The 18,145-nt window shown below is 27.5% G+C and carries 17 protein-coding genes and 1 other RNA gene; 17 read left to right on the forward strand and 1 reads right to left on the reverse strand.

All coding sequences use genetic code 11. The features are described from left to right. Window positions 1-70: 70 nt before the first annotated feature. The 9 genes from serS (at window position 71) to rnpB (ending at window position 6,722) form a co-directional block, all read left to right on the forward strand. Complete coding sequence (serS, locus tag QN326_RS00580) at window positions 71-1,345, forward strand: serine--tRNA ligase (RefSeq protein WP_034172002.1); 1,275 nt, start codon at window positions 71-73, stop codon at window positions 1,343-1,345. Window positions 1,346-1,538: 193 nt separating this feature from the next. Then, entirely contained in the window at window positions 1,539-1,862 is a 324-nt protein-coding gene (locus QN326_RS00585; protein WP_034172003.1) for a hypothetical protein, read from the forward strand. 200 nt (window positions 1,863-2,062) lie between these two features. Then, window positions 2,063-2,989, forward strand: a complete 927-nt coding sequence (locus QN326_RS00590) for a rhodanese-related sulfurtransferase (RefSeq protein WP_342386638.1) — start codon at window positions 2,063-2,065, stop codon at window positions 2,987-2,989. 182 nt (window positions 2,990-3,171) lie between these two features. Then, the gene (gene rplU, locus QN326_RS00595; RefSeq protein WP_219474592.1) at window positions 3,172-3,480 is read left to right on the forward strand and encodes a 50S ribosomal protein L21; all 309 of its coding nucleotides are present in this window, start codon (window positions 3,172-3,174) and stop codon (window positions 3,478-3,480) included. Window positions 3,481-3,485: 5 nt separating this feature from the next. Further along, entirely contained in the window at window positions 3,486-3,821 is a 336-nt protein-coding gene (locus tag QN326_RS00600) for a ribosomal-processing cysteine protease Prp (protein WP_342386639.1), read from the forward strand. A 1-nt stretch (window position 3,822) separates the two neighbouring features. Next, the gene (rpmA, locus tag QN326_RS00605) at window positions 3,823-4,101 is read left to right on the forward strand and encodes a 50S ribosomal protein L27 (RefSeq protein WP_034172007.1); all 279 of its coding nucleotides are present in this window, start codon (window positions 3,823-3,825) and stop codon (window positions 4,099-4,101) included. 35 nt (window positions 4,102-4,136) lie between these two features. Beyond that, the gene (gene obgE, locus QN326_RS00610; RefSeq protein ID WP_034172008.1) at window positions 4,137-5,396 is read left to right on the forward strand and encodes a GTPase ObgE; all 1,260 of its coding nucleotides are present in this window, start codon (window positions 4,137-4,139) and stop codon (window positions 5,394-5,396) included. A gap of 343 nt (window positions 5,397-5,739) precedes the next feature. Further along, window positions 5,740-6,255 (forward strand): Panacea domain-containing protein, encoded by a 516-nt coding sequence (locus QN326_RS00615; RefSeq protein ID WP_342386640.1) that lies wholly within the window; start codon window positions 5,740-5,742, stop codon window positions 6,253-6,255. A 95-nt stretch (window positions 6,256-6,350) separates the two neighbouring features. Next, window positions 6,351-6,722, forward strand: an RNA gene (rnpB, locus tag QN326_RS00620) — RNase P RNA component class B. A 287-nt stretch (window positions 6,723-7,009) separates the two neighbouring features. Here the strand turns inward: rnpB and QN326_RS00625 are convergent. Next, window positions 7,010-7,939, reverse strand: a complete 930-nt coding sequence (locus QN326_RS00625) for a hypothetical protein (RefSeq protein WP_342386641.1) — start codon at window positions 7,937-7,939, stop codon at window positions 7,010-7,012. A 1,375-nt stretch (window positions 7,940-9,314) separates the two neighbouring features. Here QN326_RS00625 and QN326_RS00630 point away from each other — a divergent pair. From QN326_RS00630 to QN326_RS00665, 8 genes are all read left to right on the forward strand, one after another. After that, a complete protein-coding gene (locus QN326_RS00630; RefSeq protein WP_342386642.1) occupies window positions 9,315-10,460 on the forward strand; it encodes a metal ABC transporter solute-binding protein, Zn/Mn family in 1,146 nt (381 codons plus the stop codon). 30 nt (window positions 10,461-10,490) lie between these two features. Next, window positions 10,491-11,255, forward strand: coding sequence for a metal ABC transporter ATP-binding protein (locus QN326_RS00635; RefSeq protein WP_034172037.1), 765 nt, complete (start codon window positions 10,491-10,493; stop codon window positions 11,253-11,255). A 100-nt stretch (window positions 11,256-11,355) separates the two neighbouring features. Continuing rightward, window positions 11,356-12,420: a metal ABC transporter permease gene (locus tag QN326_RS00640; RefSeq protein WP_034172065.1), complete on the forward strand. Its 1,065-nt coding sequence runs from the start codon at window positions 11,356-11,358 to the stop codon at window positions 12,418-12,420. After that, window positions 12,420-13,514: a metal ABC transporter permease gene (locus QN326_RS00645; RefSeq protein WP_342386643.1), complete on the forward strand. Its 1,095-nt coding sequence runs from the start codon at window positions 12,420-12,422 to the stop codon at window positions 13,512-13,514. Before QN326_RS00640 ends, QN326_RS00645 begins: the two co-directional genes overlap by 1 nt. 427 nt (window positions 13,515-13,941) lie before the next feature. Then, entirely contained in the window at window positions 13,942-15,126 is a 1,185-nt protein-coding gene (locus QN326_RS00650; RefSeq protein ID WP_342386644.1) for a hypothetical protein, read from the forward strand. A gap of 136 nt (window positions 15,127-15,262) precedes the next feature. Further along, window positions 15,263-16,774, forward strand: a complete 1,512-nt coding sequence (locus QN326_RS00655) for an ATP-binding cassette domain-containing protein (RefSeq protein ID WP_342386645.1) — start codon at window positions 15,263-15,265, stop codon at window positions 16,772-16,774. A 453-nt stretch (window positions 16,775-17,227) separates the two neighbouring features. Further along, window positions 17,228-17,734, forward strand: a complete 507-nt coding sequence (locus tag QN326_RS00660) for a hypothetical protein (RefSeq protein ID WP_238568796.1) — start codon at window positions 17,228-17,230, stop codon at window positions 17,732-17,734. Between the two features lie 62 nt (window positions 17,735-17,796). Continuing rightward, window positions 17,797-18,090, forward strand: a complete 294-nt coding sequence (locus QN326_RS00665; protein WP_238568797.1) for a hypothetical protein — start codon at window positions 17,797-17,799, stop codon at window positions 18,088-18,090. The last annotated feature ends 55 nt before the right edge of the window (window positions 18,091-18,145 follow it).

Raw genomic sequence — 18,145 nt, forward strand, 5'->3', positions numbered from 1 at the left:
TTTCCAATTAAAACTTATTATTTTTGCTACCATTAAATTAATTTTTCCCAAACTAAAGAGGTATTTTTTTATGTTAGATCTGAATTTTGTAGTCCAAAATCTGCCATCTGTTATTGCAAAATTAGAAAAAAGGCAACAAAATTTTGCTTATTTAAATAAATTGCCTCTTTTAGCACAACAAAGAAAATCTTTACTTTTGGAAATACAGGATTTAAGAAGTCAAAAAAATCAATCAGCTAAAAAAGTTGCCCAAAAAGCTAACGACAAAGAAGATATTACTCTTGTTTTGCAAGACACTAATTTTTTGCGTGATGATTTACAAAAACTAGAACAAAATTTAAAACTAAAAGAACAAGAAATTTTTGATATTTTAAGCATTACCCCCAATTTACCACACGATTCTTTACCAATTGGCACAAACGATAAGGACAATAAGGAATTGTATTGCGAAGGACAAATAAGAACTTTTGCATTTACGCCCAAAGACCATGTTTATTTAGGTGAAAAATTAGATATTCTCGACTTTAAAAAGGCTTCTAAAATTTCTGGTAGTGGATTTGTTGTTTGCAAAGGGCTAGGAGCACGCCTCGAAAGAGTCTTAATTCAATTTATGATGGATCTTCATAGTAAAAAAGGTTATCAAGAAATTATTCCTCCTTATATTATCAATGAAAAATCCATGTTTGCAACAGGTCAATTACCCAAGTTTGAAGATGAAGTCTACAAACTTTACAACTCCAAAAATAATTGGTATCTAAATCCTACAGCAGAAGTTCCTACTATTAATTTGCATCGTGAAGAAATTTTTAAACCAGACACACTTCCCATTAAATACGTCGCCTACACTACTGCTTTTCGCCAAGAAGCAGGCTCAGCTGGCAAAGATACTAGAGGAATTTTCAGACAACATCAATTTAATAAAGTAGAATTAATCCAGTTTTGCCATCCCCAAAATTCTTATGAATGTCTAGACCAAATGTTAAAAGATTCCGAAGAAGTGCTAAAACTGCTCAAACTTCCTTATCGTGTTGTTTTACTTTCTACTGGGGATTTGGGTTTTAGTATGGCAAAAACTTATGATTTAGAAGTTTTTTTACCCAGCTATAATTGTTATCGTGAAATTGGTTCTATCAGTAATTCTTGCGATTTCCAAGCAAGACGCGCCAATATTAAAATGAAAAATCCTGCAAATAATAAAAATGAATACGTTCATATTCTAAACGGTTCAGGTTTGGCTGTTGGAAGAACTGTCATTGCTATTTTGGAAAATTATCAAAACCAAGATGGTACTATTACAGTTCCTGAAGTTTTACAGCCTTATTTAGGAACCGATATTATCAAGTAATTTGAATGTTTTTAACAAGAATAATTTAGAATATAGAGTCGAATCTTTTATGAAAAATAAAGTGATTCGGCGTTTTTTATTGGTAAAACAAAAGCCACTAACAAAACCTTTACTATTTTTTTCACCATTTTCAAAGACAACCTCAAAAATTCATTACTTTCATCTTCAAAAATAATTGTGAGGTAATATCAATATGCAAATTAAAAACATTTATTTACGACCCCACAATTCTCAAACTTTTCCTCAACAAATAAAAACCTATATCAAAACCAATATTAATCCATCTTTTTGGGGTTTTGTATCTAATTATCCTTGTTATAATTCTGAGACTATCCAAACTTATCCTTGTCTTTTGTGCCGTATTAAAGACGCTTCTTCGGATTTATTAGGAGTCTTTTTTGATGGTGGCACAAGGACTGCAAGTTTCAAAGGCGAAATAAAATATAGTTTAGATGATTTAAAACAAATGTTAAATGGTGCTCACAATATGTATATTTTTTGGAAAGAACGCCCCTAAAATTTATTTTATAATCCTTAATATTTATTAGAGTTTAAGATTTGCTCCATAAAAATCTTAAATAAAAAATTATAAATGAAGCCAAAAACATTAATCATTCATTGTTTCAAATTCCTAACAATTTATTTTAATAATAAAATAAAGTCCAAATTAATCAGATTTTGCATGCAATCTCAATTGAAAAGAGGCATAATTATTTTATGACACAAACTTCTAACTCCCAATACTTAGTTATTTTATATTATCAATATGCTCCAATAAAAGACCCTCAAACTTTTAGAGACCAACATTTTAAATATTGTGAATCTCTAGGACTTTTAGGACGTATTATCGTTGCCCAAGAAGGTATAAACGGTACTTTGTCAGGTCCAGAAGAACAAATACATAAATACATGGATCAACTAAAACAAGATCCTCGTTTTTGCAACACCGTTTTTAAAATGGAAACTGTAGAGGCACACGTTTTCCCGCGTCTTTCTATTAAAGTTAAGCCCGAATTGGTTAATTTGAGTCTTCAAGAAAACTTTGATCTTACTAAGGACAAAGGTGCTTATTTAGCTCCTCAAGAATTTTTGCAAGCCTTGCAAGAAAAAGATACTTTAATTCTTGATGCTCGTAATGACTATGAATATGATTTAGGACACTTCAGAAATGCAGTTAATCCCAATATTAGACATTTTCGTGATTTGCCAAATTGGGTCAAACAAAACACCCATTTATTAAAAGATAAAAAAATCGTAACTTATTGTACTGGTGGTGTGCGTTGTGAAAAATTTAGCACTTTCTTAAAAAAAGAAGGTTTCGATGATGTCTATCAATTAGAAGGAGGCATCATTTCTTATGGCAAACACCCCGAAACTCAAGGTGCTTTGTGGGATGGTCAAATGTATGTATTTGATCAAAGAATAGCAGTTCCTGTTAATCAAAAAGAACATGTTATCGTTGGTAAAGACTATTTTGATGGCACTCCTTGTGAACGCTATATTAATTGCTCTAATCCTCAATGCAACAAACAAATTTTGTGCCACGAACATAGCGAACACAAATATTTAGGAGCTTGCAGTGATAAATGTAGCAACCATCCGCAAAATAGATATCTCAAAAAGCACAATAATCCAAACTCATAACAAAAAAAACACTCATATTTTAATAAGATATGTTATAATAATGTATGATTATTGTATTTTTTTGGTTTGGCTGCAATACCCAATTAAAAAAATATAAAAACCATTGTTTTTAAACAATTAATTATTATCAGATCCAATAAATTATCCAAGATAATTTGCAATTTTTGCAAGGAGGAAAGAAAATGTTTGCAATCATCAAAACTGGGGGAAAACAATTTCGTGTTTCTGAAGGACAAGAAATTTATGTTGAAAAACTAAATGTTGAGCCAGAAACAACTTATCAATTTCAAGAAGTTTTAGCTGTTGGTGGCTCCAATCCTGTTTTAGGCACCCCTTTTGTTAAAGACGCTAAAGTAACAGCTCAAGTAATCAAGCACGACCGCGCTAAAAAAATTATTGTGTTTAAGTATAAAAAACGTAAAAAATATCGTTGTAAACAAGGACACAGACAATCCTATACTAAACTTTTGATTACTAAAATCACTGTTTAAAAACTATGATTCGCTATTGTTTTTACAAAGAACAAAAAAAAATTACTAGTATTCAAGTTTGGGGGCACGCTTTATATGCTCCTAAAGGTTTTGATATTGTGTGTGCTTCGGTTTCTACTGCTATTATTGTAACTTTAAATGCTTTAGAAAAACTTCAATTCCAAACAGATATTACCTATAATCTACAAGATAAGTTGTTTGAATTAGAAGTGAAAACCACCCAAAATACTGTTCTTTTTACTTTGCTAGATAATTTAGAATACACTATCTGCAATTTAGCCAAACAATATCCCAATAATTTTAAAAAAACATCTCAAATTCAAACAAGAAAGAGGTTATAACATGTTATTGCAATTACAAATCCAGTTATTTGCTTCTAAAAAAGGAGCAGGTTCTACTCGAAACGGTAGAGATTCTCATTCCAAAAGATTAGGTGCTAAACTTTCTGACGGTCAATTTGCCAAAGCAGGCGCTATTATTTATCGTCAAAGAGGAACCAAAATTCACCCTGGTTTTAATGTTGGTAGAGGTGGAGATGACACTTTATTTGCTAAAATGAGTGGCATTATTAAATTTGAAAAAAAGCATGGTCGTAAAAAAGTTTCTGTTTATATGCAATAATTTTTTTATGCATTTAATGAAAGCAGGTATTTAGTTTGCATTTTGTTGACGAAGCCTTTAATGAAGTTTTTGCTGGCAATGGTGGTCATGGCATCGTTGCTTTTAGAAGAGAAAAATATGTAGCTTTTGGAGGACCTGCTGGTGGCAATGGTGGCAACGGCGGGTCTGTTATTTTTGTAGGCGACAAAGACGAGACTACCTTATTAAAATTAAAATATCAAAAACATCTTAAAGCACCACATGGAATAAATGGCAAAAATAAAGGTCAAAATGGAGCCAACGCCCCTCATCTTTATGTTAAAGTTCCTTTGGGGACAGTTTTTTATACTGCTGATAACAAGTTTTTAGGAGAGATTTTATACGATCAACAAACCTTAGTTATTGCTAAAGGCGGCAAAGGCGGCAAAGGTAATAAAGCATTAGCTACTTTTAAAAATCAAGCTCCAAGTTATGCTGAAAAAGGTGATTTAGGTGAAAGTTTTAAAATCAAAACAGAACTTAAAGTTTTAGCTGATATTGGTTTATTAGGTTTTCCAAGTGTTGGTAAATCCTCTCTTATTTCTGCTATTTCCAAAGCCCAACCCAAAGTTGCTTCCTATCCTTTTACCACAATTAAACCTCATTTAGGAGTTGTTGAAGTAGATGGTTTTCGTTTTGTAGTTTCTGACCTACCAGGACTAATTGCCAATGCTCATTTAGGTTGTGGTATGGGAATTCAATTTTTAAAACATATTGAAAGATGTCGTGTTTTAGTTCATATTTTAAGTATGGAAAGTGCCAATCCTTACCAAGATTTCCAAACTTTAAATCAAGAATTAAGTCAATACAATCCCCAATTATTACTTAAAAAACAAATTATTGTTACCAATAAAATGGATTTACCTGATGCTTTGCAAAAACTTACTCTTTTAAAACAACAAATCAAAGACCAACCAATTATCCCTCTTTCTTTAGTTTCTTTTGATAATTTAGAGACCTTAAAATATGAAATGAGCTCCCTTTTACAAAATACTCCCTTAGAAGTTACTCCAAACAAAAACAACGAATTTAAATTATACACCCTTCCCGATAATCAAAATACTATTTCTGTTATTAAAGAAAGTGATTCTGTTTTTGTTGTGTCTGGTAAGCAAGTAGAAACTTTTTTTCATCGTACTGATTTTAACAACGAAGAAGCTGTAAAAAGATTTAATAGAATATTGAAAAAAATAGGAATGGAAGAACAATTACAAAAACAAGGAGCCAAACCAGGAGATCAAGTTAAAATTTGTGATCGTTTGTTTGATTTTTTATAATTTGGTAATTATAACATAAAGAAATTATATTTTTGCTCCATAAAAAAATGCTAAATCACTCCCCTTATTATTTAAAAATATTTTTCTTACACTTCATAACCTCCCATTATAAATCTTTTTTGCCCCCAAAACTAAATAAACAAATGCAAGATCTTAATATAAGATCTTTTTTATTACCCAAAACCAACAAAAACAATATACAAAGCAAATAAAACAACATAACCCCCCCCTTAAACAACCCAAATTTTACTTTCCCCAGTCAAAAATATAACCTAATTCATCAAAATTGAGTTATAATAAAATAAAAAGCAAAAACAAATACTTAAAACAAAAGGACTAAATCATGAATTTTGTAACTAGAAATACTAGAATTTATATATCTGATTGTGCTAATTATATTATTAAAAGAATTGATGTTAATCATATGAAACTCCAAAAGCTACTTTACTATTCTTATGCTGCTTATTTAGTTAAATATAAAGAATCTTTGGCTGTTAATCTAGTAGAAGCATGGCAAAAAGGACCTGTTTTTAAAAGATTATATCAAAAACTTAAACATTATGACAAAGACGAAATTATTAAAGATCCTGTTTCTAAAACTTTTGAAAGTAAATTAAATTGGGAAAGAAAACAAGTAATGTATTTCATTATTTCCAAATATGGATGGGTAGATTCAGGATCTTTGATGAGGCAATCCATGAGAGAAGCTCCCTTTGATAATTATTTTGAAGAAACTCCAATGTATCATTTTCCCAAAGCCTGTTATATTCCTGATGAGGCAATATATCATTATTTTAAAGATTCTAGTAATTGGTATGTTTTTCCTAAATATTGTCCTACTTGTTTACAAAGGATGTAAAATATTGTGGATTGTTAAATAAAATTAATAAAATATCTACAAACATAATTTAAAGATTGCATTTTACTTTAATGTTTGATACAATAAAAGAGGTCAATGGAAGTGGCTGAGGTTTAAAATAAGTATTTTAAGCTTAGGAAAGTCCATGTTAGCACATGCTGCGATTGCATGTAGTGTTTGTGTCTAAGGAATTAATAACTTAGAGTACTGTAAAAAGTAACGGCGTTTTTTATCTCTAAGGATTGCAATAATTACATTATTTTAATCTATGAGATAAAAACTGAAAGTGTCACAGAGACGAGTTAATTAGAAATAATTAAGTGAAACGCGATAAACCCCTCAAGCTAACAACCCAAAATAATGGTAGGGGCATGCAAAGCGATTAAATGAAATTAGTTTTGCACTACTTATTAGTAGAAGATAAATAGCCACACTTGTTTAACAAGAACAGAACATGGCTTATGCACATTGACCTTTTTTATTAAATTATTTAAAAATCAATAAAGATTATTTGCTTGCTATTATATTTATTATTTGGTATATCTATATTTTGGCAAGAATATATAATTAATGTTATTTATATTATTCATTTATAATTATTGTATTTTATTTTTTTTTTAAGTAATTTAAAAATTATTTGTTCCCCCTTTATAAACAAAAAAGCCAAACTGTAAAGTTTGGCTTTCATTGTCTTTATGCTTTTATATTGTGATATTTCTTAAAAGATATTAAATAAGTAAAGATAGCAATTTATTTATTTTTGATGTTTGATTTTATAAATTAAAATTAGTAAAAAAGCAACTATTAGACCAGTTATAATTATTATAATTGTATAAAAAATTATTGAATTTGTTGTAGTAGTTTTAGTTGTTGAAGCTGCATTTGTTTCTTGTTGATAGTTAATTTCTAGTTCCATTTCGCTTTCATATTCGTGATATTGGTCTTCTTTTGCTAAATCGTATTCTATTTTACAAAAATTATTACTGCCATCTTTGTTTTTTCTAAATTGAAAATCTTTAGGTAAAAATTTATTTTGAAGTTGAGGATTTTTTTGCCAAATAGCTTCACATATTAATTGCTTTCTTTGTTCATCAGTAATATTAGGTGTTATTTGTATTGTTCCTAAATGGGCATTTGTAATAATGTCCTCCAAGTTTATCGTTTTTTTAGTAAAATTAAATTTTATTTTATTGCCCAATATATCTTCAATTTGAAAACTGCCTTGCCATTGCATTTCTTCCGATTCATATTTTTCTTCTAATTGTTCGCTTGCTATTTCAAAATCATCGCTTTGTATTTGGATGTTTGATTCTTTATTTATTTCTTTAAGTATGCCATTTAAAGCAATTATAATATCTTCTTTGGTTAATTGATTATTTTGTTTATAATAACTAAAATCATTGATTGTTCTTTTTTCTAGGGGAAATAATTGTTCGAAATTTTTGGGATTCTTTAAATTTTTTAAAGGCAGATTATTTATTATTTGGGGTTTTTGTTGTGTGTTATTTGCATTTTTTTCAACCCCTACTCCATTTTCCTTTTCTTGGATGTTTTCTAGTTGTTGTTGTTTTCCAGCATAAATACTAATTTGATTGCAAAAATGTATGCCCAATAAAATCATGAATAAAATTAAAGTAAAGTATTTGGGAAACAAACGCATAATTGCTTTGCTTTGGATTTTCATATTACAAATATTTTACTTTTCTATAAATATTAAAGGGTTTCAAAAATAACCCCATTAAAATATTACAGTATAATTATATTTTTTGTGCAACATTTGTATTTATCACATTTTATTATTGTGCCTTTTTCAACAACTTTGCATCCTTTAATTTTATTTTACGCCCTCCCAAATAAAAAAATTTGAATTAAAATATTGTGCCAAAAGTTATTTTTTTGTTTTTTTTATGTTTAATTTTAACAATTTTATATTATAATATAAGTATAATTATTTAAATATTTTTAGTCTTAACTCTAAACTCTTACTTATCTTAGATTTAAAATATTCAAAAGCAACCACTAACTTTATAAATTATTTATTTCTAATTTTATTAATTTTGTTAATTTTGCACAAATCACATATTAGCAAAACAAACAAGATAATAAATTAACTATATTTATTCTTTATTTTTAATTATATACAATTTACATAATGGATATATTTCTATTTTGCAATTGCTTTCAAACTCAAACCCAAAAATTATTTTTTTGCAATTGATTTTCACAAAATAAAATTTTATTTGTATAATAATTTATATAATCCCCAATATATTTAATCATTAATTAAATTATTTTTATAATATGTTTGCAATGTTTTGGAAAATAATAAGCATATTTTCTAAGTTTATTATTGTGTTAATAGCCTCTTTTATTTAATTCTTAGCCATAATTTTATCATTTTCGCAACAAACACCACCAACAACAAATTAGCGTTAATTGTAATTTAGATTTTGTTAATTATTGTAAGTTTTATCAATTTTGCACCCTAAAGCCATATTTGTATCTTTTTTTAATAACTTTGGCACTAAATTATTATATTTGCAACATTTCCCTTAACACCTTAATTTAGTTTTTGTACCCCCCTTTTTTATATTTATTCAGGGTCATTTATACGAGGTATTACAAAACCATTTCAAAAACACTTGCATAATATTTTGCATTAATTTATATTAAGATATAATAAATATCTTTAAAGTTTTAGTTTTTTCATAATGTAAATATGAAACACATTTTAAAAAATGAAATTATAAGTAATAAACTTATTTTAAAATATAAAATAAAAACATTTTATTACTAAAATTAACCCTAACCAACCCCCCCAAATAACAAATTAGCCCTCATTATAATTAAATATTTTTGCTACTTTATTACAAATGTATAGCCATAACTGTATCAAAATTGAAATTTTTAATGATGGATTTTACAAAGAAATCCCAAAACCACTAATTTATAATTGCATATCATTAGATATTTTTTATAACATCGTTTTTTACCTCACAAAATAGTTCCATTTTAGATCATTTTAAATTAATTCAGAAAGGCAAAAGGAGACCATAATTATGGATTTTTTTATTAAACACAAACAAAAAATAATCATTTTTCTTTTTGCAACAATAACAACGCTGATTTTGTCTATTCCTTTTTTATCTTTGACAAAAGACAATAATGCCAAAACTGCTTCAAAAGATTTACAAATAGTAACGACTACTACCATGTTAAAAGATTTAGTCAAGCATTTAGTTGGTGATGTGGCAGAAGAAGAACAAAACGAATATCAAAAAATTGAAGGTATTCAAGTTGATTCTTTGATGGGAGTAGGAATTGATCCGCACAATTACAAAACCAAATTATCAGATCGCAAAAAAATTAAAGAAGCTGATTTAGTTGTGATTAATGGACTGCATTTGGAAGCTAAAATGGCAGAAGCCTTCCCCCTTTTAACGAATAATTCCTTTACCGTAGTGCAGTTAGATGAAACGCATACCAAAGTTATAAATCAAGAAGGTAAAGAGGAGGAGCACATTAAAGAAGAAAATATTAAGCGAGATGAAGATACTCATGGACCAGATCCTCATATTTGGTTTGATATAGATCTTTGGATTAAAGTTTTAAAACAATTAAAATACAAATTAAAAACAGTATTGAAAAAAGACCTACGTTTTAGCCAAAGGGATATTGATAATTTAAAAAATAATTGCGACACATATGCACGAAAATTAAAATTATTAGATACATATGTAGGCAAGAAATTTAACGAATTAAAAGGACAATTTTCTTCTCAAGGCAAAACATTTATTTTAGTTACTGCCCATGATGCTTTTTCTTATTTAGCTAGAAAATATGATTTTGAATTAAGTCCAATTCAAGGAATTTCTACCCAAACAGAAGCCAGTATCAGCGATATTGAAGAATTAGCTAATAAACTGGTTGAAAACCAAGTAAAAGCTATTTTTGTAGAAAGTGCTTTTCCAGAAGGAACGCTTGATTCTCTTAAAGAATCTGTAAAAAGTAAAGGTCATAATATTAAAAAAAGTGATGAAGAATTATACGCTGATGCTTTGGGTTCAGAAAGTGAAGAGCCAATAGAATTTGAATCCGACAAAGATAAAGACGGGAATTCCAAACCAACAAAATACAAACATTCCACCTATATTGGAGCTTTATTACACAACATTCATACAATAGAAAAAGAATTAAAACAATAACAACAATAACAAAGAAATAAGGAGATTATAATGAAAAAAGAAATAGCCATTAAAATTAGAGATCTAACTGTAGCTTATCATCTAAAACCAGTTTTGTGGGATATTGATTTAGATATTTATCAAAGCTCTTTGACAGCTATTTTGGGTCCTAATGGTGCTGGAAAATCTACTTTAATTAAAACTATTTTAGAATTGATTCCCAAAGTTTCTGGAGAAGTTTTATTTTATAATCAAAAATATGGACAAGTAAGAAAAAAAATTTCCTACGTGCCACAAAGAAATTCAGTTGATTGGGATTTTCCAACTACTGTGTTTGATGTTGTTTTGATGGGCCGCTACGGACATTTAGGATGGTTTAAAAAACCAACTGCTAAAGATAAAGAAATAGTAATGCAATCTTTGGAAAAAACAGGAATGCAAGACCTTAAGGACCGTCAAATATCTGAACTTTCAGGCGGACAACAACAAAGAATTTTTTTAGCTCGTGCCTTAGCTCAACAAGGAGATATTTATTTTATGGACGAGCCTTTTCAAGGAGTTGATATCCAAACAGAAAAAAAAATTATCCAAGTTTTAAAAGATTTGCAAAAAGAAAATAAAACCATTATTGTAGTGCACCATGATTTAGAAACAGTGACTCAATATTTTGATCATGTAGTTTTGGTAAACGTACAAAAAATTGCAAGTGGTACTACGGATGAAGTTTTTAACCAAACTAATTTAACTAAAACTTTTCAAAATAAACAATTAAAAAAAGACATCCATAATTTGCAAACCCCCAAAAAAACTAAATAAAAAGAACCAAAATAAATAATCAAATTAAATATAAATGATTAAAATAAATAATCATATAATAAAAAGAATAAAATAACCAATAAATAAGAAAGGATGAAATATGTTTGCTTTAGAATTTAATTATACTGTTGTTAAAGTGCTTTTAGCAGCTAGTTTTTTAGGATTTACATCAGGTATTTTAGGTGTTTTTATTATCCTGAAAAAACAAGCCTTAATTGGAGATGCTCTTTCTCATACCGCTTTGCCAGGAATTGCCTTAGTTTATCTTTTTGCTCGTAGTACAGATATTTGGGTTTTGTGGCTGGGTGCTATTCTTGCCTCGTTTGTTACTTTGCTTTTGATGGAACTTATTAAAAAATATTCCAAAATTAAATCAGATACAGTCTTATCGTTAGTGCTTGCTTCTTTTTTTGGTCTTGGCAACGTTTTGATTGCCATTGCTCAAAATACTGGTGAGGATAACAAAATAGCTACTTTGGAAAAATTTATCTTAGGGCAAATTGCTTTAGTAACTGAACTAGATATGATTTCTACTGGCATTATGGCTTTAATTACTTTAGTTGTGGTAGTTGGCTTGTGGAAAGAATTCAAAATTTATATTTTTGATGATAAGTTTGCCCAAAGTGTAGGATTTAACACTAAAATTATGACTTTTATTCTTAATTTCTTATTAATTGGAGTAGTAGTTATTAGTTTAAAAATTATTGGTATTATTTTGACAAGTGCCTTTTTAATTATGCCAGGAGTAATTGCTCGTCAATTTAGTGATAGATTTGTTACTAATGTTATTGTTGCTTCCATTGTTACTTTCTTTTCTAGTTTAATTGGAGTTTTTATAAGCAATAGTGTACAAGATATGCCAACAGGACCAATTATTATTGTTATTACTACTTTATTTATTGCTTTGTCCTTGCTATTTTCTCCTAAATATGGAGTTATTAGTAGATATGTGCAAAAAATTAAATATCAAAAAAAGATTAAAAAATTTCGTCAACTTATTCATCTTTATTACGAACAAGAAGAAACTCATACTTTGAGTTTGCCAATAATTCAAATAGAAAGTTTTTTATGGAAGGAAAAATATTTAATGTTACAAAATCAAAAAGCCCAATTAACACCTAAAGGAATTAAATTAGTTGAAAATTTAATTGATGGTATTGTTTAATGATAAGTTTTATAAATAATGTTGTTGGTGGCTTTGAACTAGATGTTTTTTTAGTTATTTTATTTTGTTCTTTGACTTTGGCTAGTTTAGGAGTTTTTTTAGTATTGAAAAAGTCTTCTATGGTAGTTGATGCTATTAGTCATAGTGTTTTATTAGGAATAGTTGTAGCTTTTTTAGTAGTTAAAAATCTTAATTCCCCTCTTTTAATTATGGGAGCTGCTTTATTAGGTGTGCTTACAACTTATATGGTAGAACTTTTAGGCAAACATTCTAAAGTTACCAAAGATGCTTCTATTGGGATTGTGTTTACTTTTTTCTTTTCGGTAGCAATTATTTTGATAAGTCTTTATACAAGACACGAACATTTAGATACTGATGCTGTTTTTTTAGGCAATATTGAACTTACCCACATTAAACAACTCAAAAAAATTATTCCTCTTTTATGTCTTAATTTGTTGTTTGTGCTTTTCTTTTATAAAGAATTAAAAATCTATATTTTCGACCCTACTCTTGCTGTAATCCTCGGCTTTTCCACTACTTTAATTAATTATTTATTGATGTTTTTAGTTTCTATGACAGCCGTTATTTCTTTTGATGTAGTTGGTTCTATTATGGTAATTTCTTGTATGATTGGACCTGCTGCTACATCTCTTTTAGTTACTAAGAATCTATATAATAGCTTTTTGCTTTCTTTATGGTTTGCATTTGTGAATTCTAGTCTTGGTTATTATTTGGCAATTGGACTTAATTTACCAGTATCAGGATTAATTGCTTTTATGAATTTAGTGAACTTTTTGCTTTTTTTCTTCTTAGCCCCTAAAACTGGAATTGTTGCCAAAATGATTAAAAATAATTTGCAAAAAAAAGAATTTATGATTATTTCTTTACTAATTCATCTCAAAAATCATCAAGATCAATTACAAAAAAACCATTTTCAAGAGATTTATAAAGATCTAAAATGGTCTTTATCTCGTTATAATAAATGTCTTAATAATGCTTTAAAAAAAGGCTATATTCAAATAAAGCAAAATCAAGTAATACTAAATGATTCAGGAAACTATATTTTAGAAGAAAAAATTGCTCTTTGGATATAAAAACCTACACCCAACAAACAACTTCAATAAAGTGGGTTTTATCATATTTATAATGATTTTTATCATATTGAAAGAATTTTAAAACACTTAAATAAAAAAAATTAACCCTTTGCTAAGGTATTTTTTTAGCTTACCAACATCACAAATTTGCTTTTGTTTTATAAAATTAAGTTATAATAAATATGGTAGCATTTATAAGTATATAGAAATTAGGAACAACACTTTCCTATTTTATATCAACACTTTATTATCACCAAAAACATCATGAATTATTTTTAACTTTGCACCGCAAAACCATAATTATCAAAAAAATTAATTTATTTGTTTAACTTAGAAAAAACTAAAATAAATTATAATGACAATAAAATATCTTATCATAACATTTAATGTAATACTTAAATGTCCTATAAAACTAAGGAGTAAAACGATGAAATTTATAGGTAAAAAAATATTATGTTTAGCATTAATATTAAATTTAGTTAATTTTTTTATTTTTATAGTTTTTAATGTTTGTAGTTTTAGTTTTTTTAAGAAGAAAAATCCTTATTTTAATAATAATGTTGTTTATGCACAGAAAGAAGAAAGTGCAAATAAGGGGAATAATAAAGATCAAAATGATGCAAAAGATAATCAATTAAATAAACCAAAAGAAGAAAAGCAAGAAGAACAAAAAGAAGGGTGTGGTTCTTGGTTGTGGAATAAAGTCAAAGAAGTTGGAACAGCTATTTATAATACATTGCCAGAAACTAAAGCCCCTGAAAATATTGACACACAATTATTAAACCAAATACAAGAAGAAATAACTGCCATTGAAGAAACAAAAGAACAAATTAAAGAATTAACCCAACAAGACGAAACATTAAAAAATATGTTAGAATCTGATGAAGCATATAAAAAAGCGGAACAACAATATAAAGAAGTAGAAAACAATTTAAAAGAAAATAAGTTTCAAGAAGCTTCCAATTTATTAAAACCTTCTCCAACTTGGTGGCAATCTTTTATAAGTTTTTTTCCTTTTGTGGATAATCAAACTCCTCAACCCTTAAAAGAAGCTTATAAAACTGCGTTGGATAATTTACAAAAAGTTAAACAAGTAAAAGAAGATTGGAATAAATTACAAAATATAAATGATGTACAAGAATATAAAATTATTTGGGCATCTATTAAAGATAAAATTAATAATTTTTGGCCTTCTGCTAATGCTGATGTCACTCCTACACCTTCTGATTTAAATTCACAAGAAGAAATACCTGCTATTAAAAATTTTCTAAATAATCATAAATTTGCAACTAAATTGCTTGGTTGGTGTTTAGGAGAAAAAAGTAATGATGTTAAAACAATAGCTTCTAATTTAACAAACAGATTAGCTCAATATATAAGCAATAAAGCTGAGGAAAAACTTCAAAATAAAGTAGAACAAGCTAAAAAAGATGTTCCTCAAAAAGCTACAGATGCAGTTAAAGGCCACATATTTCAAGTTATTACCGCTGCTGTTGCTTTTACTGCTTTAGTTATTACATTTCTTTACTGGTTTATAATTAAAAAAATTAAAAAAAATCAAATTAAAAAACCACAAATAAGTAAAAAAGTTACCTTAAATAAAACAAAATAAACTTTTTTATTCTTAAATAATAAATAAGCAAAAACAATAATTTATTTTACATCATTTGCTATTATTATTTCTTAAATATTACATTATTAGTGTTTTTATTTCAATTTCATACGAAATAAAAAGGAGATTAATTTTTATGTTAAAAATTAACCATTTATTTAAAAAATTTCAAAATACAGAAGTCCTTGAAAATGTTTCTTTTCAATTGCCTCAAAAAGGATTAGTTTTTATTATTGGTAAATCAGGTTCTGGTAAGTCTACTTTATTGAATCTCATAGGAGGGCTTGACAAACCCACTAAGGGAAATATTACAGTTTTAGGACGAAACATTAATGAATTTGCTTCATTCGAACTAGATGCTTATCGCAATTATTTTTTAGGATTTGTTTTCCAAGAATATAATTTATTAGATAATTTAACAGTTTTTGAAAATATTCAAATGGCTTGTGCACTACAATCAAAACAAGTAGATAATTGGAAAATACAACAAATATTAAAACAAGTAGAATTGGATGGTCTAGAAACTCGCTATCCTAATCAACTTTCAGGAGGACAAAAACAAAGAGTAAGTATTGCTCGTGCTTTAATTAAAAATCCTAAAATGATTTTGGCAGACGAACCTACTGGTAATTTAGATGAAAAAACAGGACAAAAAATCTTTGAATTTTTAAAACAAATATCAAAAGATACCTTAGTTGTTATAGTTTCTCATGATACCCAAAGTGCTTATAAATATGCAGACCGCATTATTGAATTTGCTGATGGTCAAATTGCAAAAGACCTTACTAAAAAAGTAACTAAAGCTTCCACTGATAAACCCCAAATATTACAAAATAAAACTTATACCCAAGAAGAAGTTGCTAATTTATTAAAACAAAAAAATAATGCTATGGAACTAGATTTTGCACCCACTTTGGCAAATGAAAATTATAGTTCTCAACATCAAGCAATGCATTTGCCTTTAGTACAAACTCATCTTTCCAAACAAACAGCTCTTTTAGTAACTCAAAATATTTTAAAAAATAATAAGAAATTAGCTTTTAAAATCATTTCTACATCTAGTAATGTTGCTTTATTCTTAACTCTTTCTTTTTTAATATTTTTCAATATGTTTCTTTGGCTTTGTAATTTAGGTTATGTCACACCAGAAAGTCAAGCCAAAACCAAAACATTTTGGTTGTTATTAGCACCTTTATTATTTCACATATATTTTTTAGGTATATCTTTTTATCAAATGATTATTCATATGAGAAATATTATCACCTTAAAAAACAAAGATATTGGCATTCTAAAATCTTTAGGGGTTTCTGATCGAGATATTCACAAAATATTTCATCATTTAAATATAAAAATAGTTATTATTCAATTTTTGGGAATTCCTTTATTCTTTTTGATATTTGTTTTATTCATGGCAATATCAGCTTCTTTGCAAGGCAAATTAGAATTCTTTTTAAAGTATTTGCCCACCCTTTACTCATCTTTAAAAGAATTTGTGCCTCTTTATTTATTTTTGGTAAATATAGTTTTATTTTTTGCTTTAGCTTTTGCTTATCCTTTTTTCTTAAATCATGTTTCAATCAAAAAACAATTAAAAAAAGTCTTAAAAAAAAATCCTTTAACTATTATTTTAACTGTTCCCAAAGCATAATTTTTTGAACCATTTCATTTATTAAGCATTAAGACAATCAAATTTTAATATAATATTTAAGATCAACTTTAAGTTGGTCTTTTTTATTTTTATCGACTAAATTGCTATCATTTCATGCATTCACCAAGTTATTTATATATAATAATTTTTTCAAGCAATCAAACACCAACTAAAATTAATTACCAACTAAAAATTACTAAAAATATTATTTTATTTGACTACTTTTGTTGTATAATTTAGTTAGATAATGCCAATTTTATTTACTGCAATCTATCTATTTTAATTTATGAAAAATTTAAATTAATTGTTTTGCAACGCTTTAACCATTACTAAAAATATTATGAATTTATTTTTTATTTATACTACCCATTAAAATTATTTCTAATAGCTTCGTTGCATTCAAATCCTTAAATTTAAATAAATTATTTATTTGCTTGAGAAAGGTTTAAATTTATGCAAACTCCCCAAATTATTAAAGTTTCAAGCCCTTTGCAATCAGTTGTAAATACCCTCAATAAAGCTCGTGATTTAGTCAAAAAAGACGGTATTGACCTCCAAGTTACTAAGGTAAATTATTATACAGAAGGAACAGATTTAATTTCTTCTGGCAAAGCTGATGGTCTAATATATTTTAATATTCACGTTCTTAATTATCACAACGAAATTTTAAAAACTAACAATAAAGAAATGTTTGAATATGTTCAAGCCTTTTATTATTCTAAATATGGCCTTTATATTAATAAAAATCGCAATCCTGTTTTGAAAGATTTAGAATATGTTAAAAAACATTCTAATTTAAAAGTTCTTTTAGCTGTGACTTTTTCTTATATTTGTCCTTGCGATACTCCTCGTTCTTTGGTTTTGTTAAATAAATTAGGTTTAATTAAAATTGATCCAAAGTATTACAAGAAAAAAAGTTTGGCATTTCTTTTGAAGACCTGCAAAATCCTTACAATTTAGAATTTATTAAGGCTTCTCAAATTCCTGATAAATTTGCCCAAAATCCTCAAAAATACGATCTTATGGCGAACTGGCCTGCTTTTATGAATCCTTATCCTGATTTTGTCCGCATTGGAGCTACCATTGAAGGCAACGAAGAACCAACAGATGATTTTATTGCCTCTTATGCTATTGGACTTTCTTGTTTGAAAAGTCATAAAGATAGCGAACAGATAAAAACTCTTAAAGCCATTTTAAATAATCCTCAAGTAAAAGCATTTCATTTACAAGAAGGTGGCGCCCAACAAGATTATGTTATGGTTAAAGACCCAGAAAAAACTACTAAACATATCAAAGAATTATGGCTACAACATTAAAATTTCAAATAGATAGTAAAAATATTTTAGTTTATTAATATTGCCATTTTTTCAA

It is taken from the genome of Candidatus Phytoplasma asteris (genome assembly GCF_038505995.1).
Taxonomy (GTDB): Bacteria; Bacillota_I; Bacilli_A; order Acholeplasmatales; family Acholeplasmataceae; genus Phytoplasma; species Phytoplasma asteris.